Source organism: Frankia sp. CeRuru1 (assembly GCF_977966315.1).
Window position 1 is genome coordinate 1 of record NZ_CDWWEW010000136.1, and the last position, 6,527, is coordinate 6,527.

Annotated in this window: 7 protein-coding genes and 1 tRNA gene; 3 read left to right on the top strand and 5 right to left on the bottom strand. The window is 68.7% G+C overall.

Features of this window, described 5'->3' with window-relative positions; all coding sequences use genetic code 11:
• Window positions 1–63: 63 nt before the first annotated feature.
• The 4 genes from AC08OP_RS11930 to AC08OP_RS11945 all read right to left on the bottom strand — a co-directional run bounded on the left by AC08OP_RS11930 (window position 64) and on the right by AC08OP_RS11945 (window position 4,109).
• Window positions 64–312, bottom strand: coding sequence for a hypothetical protein (locus AC08OP_RS11930; RefSeq protein ID WP_476614253.1), 249 nt, complete (start codon window positions 310–312; stop codon window positions 64–66).
• A 17-nt stretch (window positions 313–329) separates the two neighbouring features.
• A complete protein-coding gene (gene ltrA, locus AC08OP_RS11935) occupies window positions 330–2,156 on the bottom strand; it encodes a group II intron reverse transcriptase/maturase (RefSeq protein WP_476614254.1) in 1,827 nt (608 codons plus the stop codon).
• A gap of 576 nt (window positions 2,157–2,732) precedes the next feature.
• Window positions 2,733–3,749, bottom strand: a complete 1,017-nt coding sequence (locus AC08OP_RS11940; protein WP_476614255.1) for an IS66 family transposase — start codon at window positions 3,747–3,749, stop codon at window positions 2,733–2,735.
• Window positions 3,750–3,956: 207 nt separating this feature from the next.
• A complete protein-coding gene (locus tag AC08OP_RS11945; protein ID WP_476614256.1) occupies window positions 3,957–4,109 on the bottom strand; it encodes a hypothetical protein in 153 nt (50 codons plus the stop codon).
• Window positions 4,110–4,420: 311 nt separating this feature from the next.
• On the opposite strand from AC08OP_RS11945, the gene AC08OP_RS11950 reads away from it, so the two are divergent.
• The 3 genes from AC08OP_RS11950 to AC08OP_RS11960 all read left to right on the top strand — a co-directional run bounded on the left by AC08OP_RS11950 (window position 4,421) and on the right by AC08OP_RS11960 (window position 5,685).
• Entirely contained in the window at window positions 4,421–4,969 is a 549-nt protein-coding gene (locus AC08OP_RS11950; RefSeq protein WP_476614257.1) for a hypothetical protein, read from the top strand.
• Complete coding sequence (locus AC08OP_RS11955; RefSeq protein WP_476614258.1) at window positions 4,966–5,451, top strand: hypothetical protein; 486 nt, start codon at window positions 4,966–4,968, stop codon at window positions 5,449–5,451. Before AC08OP_RS11950 ends, AC08OP_RS11955 begins: the two co-directional genes overlap by 4 nt.
• An 87-nt stretch (window positions 5,452–5,538) precedes the next feature.
• Complete coding sequence (locus tag AC08OP_RS11960) at window positions 5,539–5,685, top strand: hypothetical protein (protein WP_476614259.1); 147 nt, start codon at window positions 5,539–5,541, stop codon at window positions 5,683–5,685.
• A 440-nt stretch (window positions 5,686–6,125) separates the two neighbouring features.
• Here the strand turns inward: AC08OP_RS11960 and AC08OP_RS11965 are convergent.
• A tRNA-Thr gene (locus tag AC08OP_RS11965) sits at window positions 6,126–6,201 on the bottom strand.
• Window positions 6,202–6,527: the final 326 nt, after the last annotated feature.

Consider the following 6,527-nt stretch of genomic DNA (forward strand, 5'->3'; position numbering starts at 1 on the left):
GCCGGGGACCGTGCCGGCGGGGCCGGCACGGCGGGTTCGAGCGTGGCTGGGTGGGGCTGCCGGTTAGGTCGGGACCGCGGCCGGAGGCATCCAGGGAGTGGCGCGCAACGCGAGGCGGAGCGCGTGCAGGGCGCCGACGCCCTGTTTGCGGGCGGTGCCGAGGTAGATGGCCAGCGCGAGCCGGCAGCGGGTGGCGGCCTCGAAGGTGAGCCGGCCGGATATCTTCTGCTGGGTCTTGAACGGCCGCAGGTCGCGGTCGGGTAGCCCCAGCGCATTGCTGCGCCGGGGCCCCCTCAGAACCGTGCGTGCCACTCGTCGCGGCACACGGCTCAAGCAAGCCCCGGAGGGCGTCTCGAGCTCTGGCTTGGCTGTGCCGTCCGGCGCCGGGTCTGGTACCACCGCTGCCGGCAGTGCTCGTGGACAAGGCGTGGTTGTCGGTCATGCGCGCTGGGGCCGGCGGCCGTGGTGACGGTGACCGTCCGGCGGGCGTCGACTGCCCACTGTTCCCATTCTTCCGGGCTGCGCGGTGGGTGGTCGACGTCAGGGGCCAGCAGGCCCTGGCAGATCGGGCAGCGCCCCTGCTGTTTGTTGAGCAGCGTGGTGCGGCGCCATCCAATCGGCGGCAGGCCGTCGCCGTTCTTCTTGTCTCGGCGGCGGCGTTGGGCCCAGTAGCCGGCCAGGTCAGGGTCGTCCGGGGACGCCCTTCCCTTGACCAGGTCGTGGCGTACGATTTTCGTCCAGGCGAAGCGTAGCAGGAAGGCGCCGGAGCCCCTGTCTCCAAACATCCACCTGTCTTGCCTGGTCGGGTGGAAACGGCCGTAGTACCGGGCGACGATCCGCCGCCGCCCCCGATGGTTGTGGCGGAACAGCGCCCACTTGTAGGTGAGTTTCCACAGATAGTTGTCCAGTGCTTGGAACGTTTCCGTGGACACCACACCCCGGTAGTAGGCGGCCCACCCCCGGATGATCGGGTTGAGCGTGCGGATGACCGCGCTCGCGTTAGCCCCGCGCAGGGCCTTCATCGCGGCGGCCAGTCGTGCCCGGACACGTTGGACCGCGTCCTTGCTGGGTTTGATGATCAGCTTCGGCCCGTGGCGCCGGATGGTGAACCCGAGGAAGTCGAGGCCCTCGTCGAGGTGGACCACGCGGGTCTTGTCCTCGTTGAAGGCCAGCCCCCGGGCCGCCAGCCACGGCGTCAGCCGGGCTTTGACCTGTTCGGTCTGTTCCCGGCTGTCGCACAACGCCACGAAGTCGTCGCAGTACCGCACCAGCACCGGCGTGCCCGTTACTGTTTCCTCGGACTTCCGGTAAGGGTTCCACCCGTAGACGGTACCTGCTGCCTCCTCCATCCCATGAAGCGCGATATTAAAGAGCAGTGGACTGATCACCCCGCCCTGGGGAACCCCCTCGGTGGTCGGACAGTATCCGTCTGGGCCGATCACACCCGCCGCCAGCCATCTGGCCACCACTTCCCGTCCCGGGAAGCTGCCCAGCAGCCCGAGTATGTGATCATGGTTCACGTGATCGAACGCCGCTTCCAGGTCCGCGTCCAACGCCCACCGGCGTTTCGTCCGCGTGCCCGCCACGGTCCAGAAGATCGCGGCAATGGCGTCCTGGCAACCACGCCCGGGCCGGAAGCCATACGACTTCGGCTCAAATTTCGCTTCCCATTCTGGTTCCAACGCGGTGACCACCATGGCCTGAACCGCCCGATCGGAGATCACCGGTATTCCCAGCGGCCTGCTCTTGTTCTTCCCCGGCTTCGGGACGAACACCCGCCTGACAGGCTGGGCGGTCCACGACCGGGCCCGCTTCTGCACCGTCGCGGCCAGTTCGGCCTTCTCCGGCGCGTCCAGCACGACCCGGCCGTCCACCCCCGGGGTCAGACGGCCAGCATTGACCTCCGTCACCCGCCGCACGCTCACCCGAGCGTTCGCCAGGGACCGCAAGGCCAGTTTCTGCAGATTCCGGAGACGCTTCACGTCCCCGTCCCTTGACGCCGCGAAGATCCGTTGCCGTAGCCTGCGTACTTCCCGGTTCGCCTGGTCCCAGTCGATGTCGTACCAGTCCCAGCCGGGCCGGTCGTCCTCCGGTCCGTTCACCCCGGCGATCGCCGGGGCGTCCAACGTGTCCTTCGGTTCCGCCACCGTGGTCACCGGTTGTCTCCGCGGGCTCACCTGACCCACGTGGGCGCCCTTTCGGGCCCGGACACCAGGTCCGGTATCCGGCCGGTTCTCCCCACGGCCCACGCCAGGAGGAGGCGCGACTACAGCCATGGGCTTCCCGTCACCTTTCGGTCTGCCGGCGTTCGCTTCTTGGGTCATCCTTCTCCCGCCGGGGGATCGGCCTCCCTCACGGTCGGCTCACCGGCCCTCACGGGTCGGACCACGACGGGGTTCCACGTTCCACACGCACAAGCAACGACCGGATTGGGTGCCCTCTCGACCCCGGGGACGGCGGTGCCCACCACGGCCGATACTGAATGGACGGCCGTCGCCTGCCGCCTCACAGCGGCGTGGTCCCTAAACCCCGGCAGAACATCCATCTATCCGAGGCTCAACCTAACGAGACATCATCGAGGGTTCACTCACGTTCACCCGCCCGGTCTTTCCCTCGCCTGTAGCCCCCGGATGGATCAGGGGCCCTTGGGCTTCTACCCCGGGGCTTCGCACCCCGCCGTTACCAGCGACGCACGCCCAGGTGGGAACGGGCCAACGGGCACTGGCCCGGGATCATGCCACCGGCATAAGCCGGTCCTCCTTTCGACACATCCTCTTGTAGCGTGCGACCTCGTGTCGCACTTCGGACTGGTTGTTCGTGGGCCACACGTCGAGGTCGAAGACGAAGCGGAGCACGTCGTCTTGGCGGTCGCGAAGACACTCGAGTAGGCAGCGGCCAACCGGCTGCTCACCGCTGTCCACGCGGGGATCTTCGAGAGGCCGACGCGGACCGCGCCGCGGAACTCGGCGACGAGTGGGTCGCGCAGCGCCGGCGGGATCTCGTCGAGGCCGGCGGCGCGGGCGAGGTTGGCCTGGTGGACCAAGCCCTGCAGCGCCCGCCCGAGCTGCGGTGCCCACAGCGCGTCCGGGTAGGTCTCGATCACATCCTGGATGTCGCCCAGGATGTGGCTGGTGGACGAGGCCCGCGAACTTGTCGTGGTCGTAGAGGGCGTACCGGTCGTGGACGACGACCCCGACCACCCGGGCGAGCAGGAACGCCTTGAAGCTCGCCAGGTCACGGCGGCCGAGCACGAACAGGACGAGGTTGACCGTCGACGCGGACAGCACGTAGCGCTTCTGGCCCTTCGTGCCGACCTTGAGCGGGGTCTCGTCGAACCCGACGACGTCGGCGTGCGCGATCTGGTCCTCGATCTCCTCGAGGGCGGGAGCGACCGCGGCCGCGCCCTCGGCGAGCAGACCGTGCACCCAGCCCGCCGACACCCGCACCCCGGCCCACTCCGCGATCAGCTCGGTGGTCCGCTCGACCGGCAGGTGCTGGCGCACCAGCAGGTAGAGCGCGAGCGCGCGCAGGTTCTCCCCGTAGGCGACCGGCGCGGCCGACACCCCCTCGGGCTGGGCGGCGACGTGGTCGCGCCCGCAGCCGCAGTGCACCCGGTAGAGGTCATGCCGCACGACCGTGAACCGGACCGGCTCCAGGTCGTGGCAGTGGTGCGACCGGGCGAGCCCGACGACCGGCGCGTCCGTCAGCGACGCCCCGCACCCGCAGGAGCCCACCGGGTAGTGCGCCACGACCCTGTCCGGGGTCACCCAAGCCGCCGTCAGCCCGCCCGCGCCCGGCTGTTTGCCGCGCTTCCGCTTCTTCCCGCCCGCGCCCGGCCTCGCCGCCTCGTCCTCGGTCTACTTCGGCGTCGCCCGCCCCGGGATCACATCGTCCGTCGAGGGCGATAACGACGAGTTCTTCGAATTCCGCGACTGCTTACGTACCAGCGCCTTCAACTAGGCCGCGAGCTCCTCGATCCGCCGGCCCTGCTCCTCGATCACCTCGGCCTGGGCGGCGTTCTGCGCGCGTAGCTGGCCGATCAGCTCAGCCTGCGCGCCGATGACGGCACGCAACCCCTCAGGCGGCATCTCGTCCAACTCCGGCGACACCCCGCCACATCACCACACCCGAGCCAGCCAGCCACCCCGCGACACCCAACCATCCGAACAACATCCACACCCGGCTCCAGCCTCGACCACGCACAGCAACATCAATTAGCCAGGTGAATGCTTACGCGATCGCTATCGTTGAAGCCGTCCTCGACGATGTCAACCCGCGGCGCCCGGAACGCGACCGAAAAACCCGCACCGGCGAGACCGGTCAGCGTACTCAACCCCGTAAGAAGAAGCCCCGCGGAAAAAGATAGACGCCGACGACGGTGGTGGACAACGGCGGCACGAGGCGCATACCGAGGAGGGCCATGGACATCGACACGATCGTACGGCCGCTGTCGCAGGTGAGGGCGGCCGACTCGCGGGAAGTGTGCGAGAGCGTCGCCTCGGCGCTGGTCGACGCCGGCGTGGAACCGCCGTTCCAGCTCGCCTCCGCCGACCTTGTGGCCGACCCCTGGCTGATCTGCGCCGACCGGTACTGGCGCCGCAGGTTCCTGCGCGAGCCCACCGTCGAGGTCGCGGCCCGCTGCGCCCGCTGGCTGGAGGACCACAGCGGCCAGGCCAGCCCCGCCGAACGCCGCACGATCATCGAGACCTGGGCGGTCGGATACGCCTTCATCACCCGGGACAGCGTGGAGTCCCGCGCGGATCTCACAGGCGTGGTCGACCGCATCGACCAGCAGGTCGGCGGCTCTCCCACCGTCTTCGCGTTCGCGGCGGTGTACCACGCCAGCAAGCTCCGCATGAACTTCTGGTTCGACGACCTCCACCGGTTCCTGGAATCCTCGCCTCTGGCGCTCGCGGCGCCCGACCGCGACGATCCGAGCTGTTGCGGCGCCACGCCGAAGAAGCCGTGACCGAGTACCCCACGGACCACACCTTCCACTTCCGGCTCGCGACCGGCCGACGCCGGTGCGGCCACTATGCCGCGGCGCTCGACAGCATCGACAACGCGCTGCGGCTCCTGCCCGCAACCGGCAGCCGTGGCAGCCACGGCCTGTTGCAGGACCAGGATCTACGGGAACGAAACCTGATCATCGACGGTATCGGGGAAGCGGAGCGAGCCGCCGCGGAGCAGAAACGGTGGGACGCCCAGGAAGCAACAAACCAGGAGTTACGCCGGCTCGTGCGTCCGCCGCTGTCCATGCTGGCCCAGCAGGCGGGTCTTTTCGCCGTCATCGCACTGATCTTGGTCGGAGAGCTGCGGAAGGTGAGCGCCAGCGCATCGCTGCATGACCGCCTCTGGCAGGAGGTCCAGCTTGGTGGCAGCCTGCTCGTCGTCGCCGTGGCCGCGGTCGGCATAGCGGCCCTTGACCGGCGTCGCCGTAAGCCGAGGTAGCTGCCTGCCGGATCTCGGTCAGCTCAGCTCACCACCTGCGCCGCCCGGCCCCGTCTGGCGGCCGACGAGCAGGCCCACCGGCTGGCGTTGGACACGCTCGTCGAAGCATGCGTCGCGGCGGCGTTCACCGCGAAGAATCTCGGCTATCCGGATTTGGCGTACCTGGCCGCGACCCGCGTCGAGGCCCATAGCGTCGGCCATGGCGTCGATGTCGCCGGTGCGGGTCGGGGGTGACCTGACCGGGGCGGACCCGTGGGGGCACGGCGGATCCCGTTCCACGCTGCGGCGATCCCCGGTGCTAACACCGGGTTGCTTGCTCCGTCGCCATGTTCACGTCCACGGCGCCGCCATCGACCCTGGCGGCGCCGTGAACGTCCGATCCCCGTGCCGCGGTGGCGTGGGGTGGGGTGGCGGACCGGCCACCGTCAGCCGCCACGCATCGTTCTCGCCGATCCCACCCGCCCTCAGAACGGCAGGCGATAACGGAGCGTAACCGTCGTCGGGGTGGTGTCGCGACCGCAGGTCCCGGTCCAGGCGCCCGGAGGGGACACCCCGTTCATGATCGCTTCCTGCACAAAATTGCCGAATGCGCACACAATGCGCACACAAACCCATTTCGATCTTGAATAGATGATCTCTGATTTCGCAAAACCGCAGGTCAGAGGCCATCTGTCTGGAGCCGGTGAGGGGACTCGAACCCCTAACCGCTCGATTACAAGTCGAGAGCGCTACCAATTGCGCCACACCGGCCGGTGCCTCGACGATACCTGAAGAGGTGACGCTGCCGGTCGCTGTGCCGAGCTCGGGGTGGCGCGAGGCCCGTTTGCTTGCGGTTCGTCTCGAGCTTCGAAGTTCGTTGAGGCTAGCAGGATTCGTCGGCGAGGTTACTGGCTGGGCTGTGATGAGCGTCGCGGGACGCGAGATGGGTCTGTTGCATTGGGGGAAGGCAGGGCATGGTTGACCCTGCCGGGCGGGTGATCAGATTGCGAGGGTGAGCTCGGTGAACGCGGCTGTCAGCCGTGCGTGCGGGTCGGTGTCGATCCCGAGTTCGTAGTGGCCGCGGCGGATGTTCTGGA

Coding starts and splice junctions, on each gene's coding strand:
- AC08OP_RS11950 (WP_476614257.1), top strand. CDS start 4,421: ATGGACATCGACACGATCGTACGGCCGCTGTCGCAGGTGAGGGCGGCC.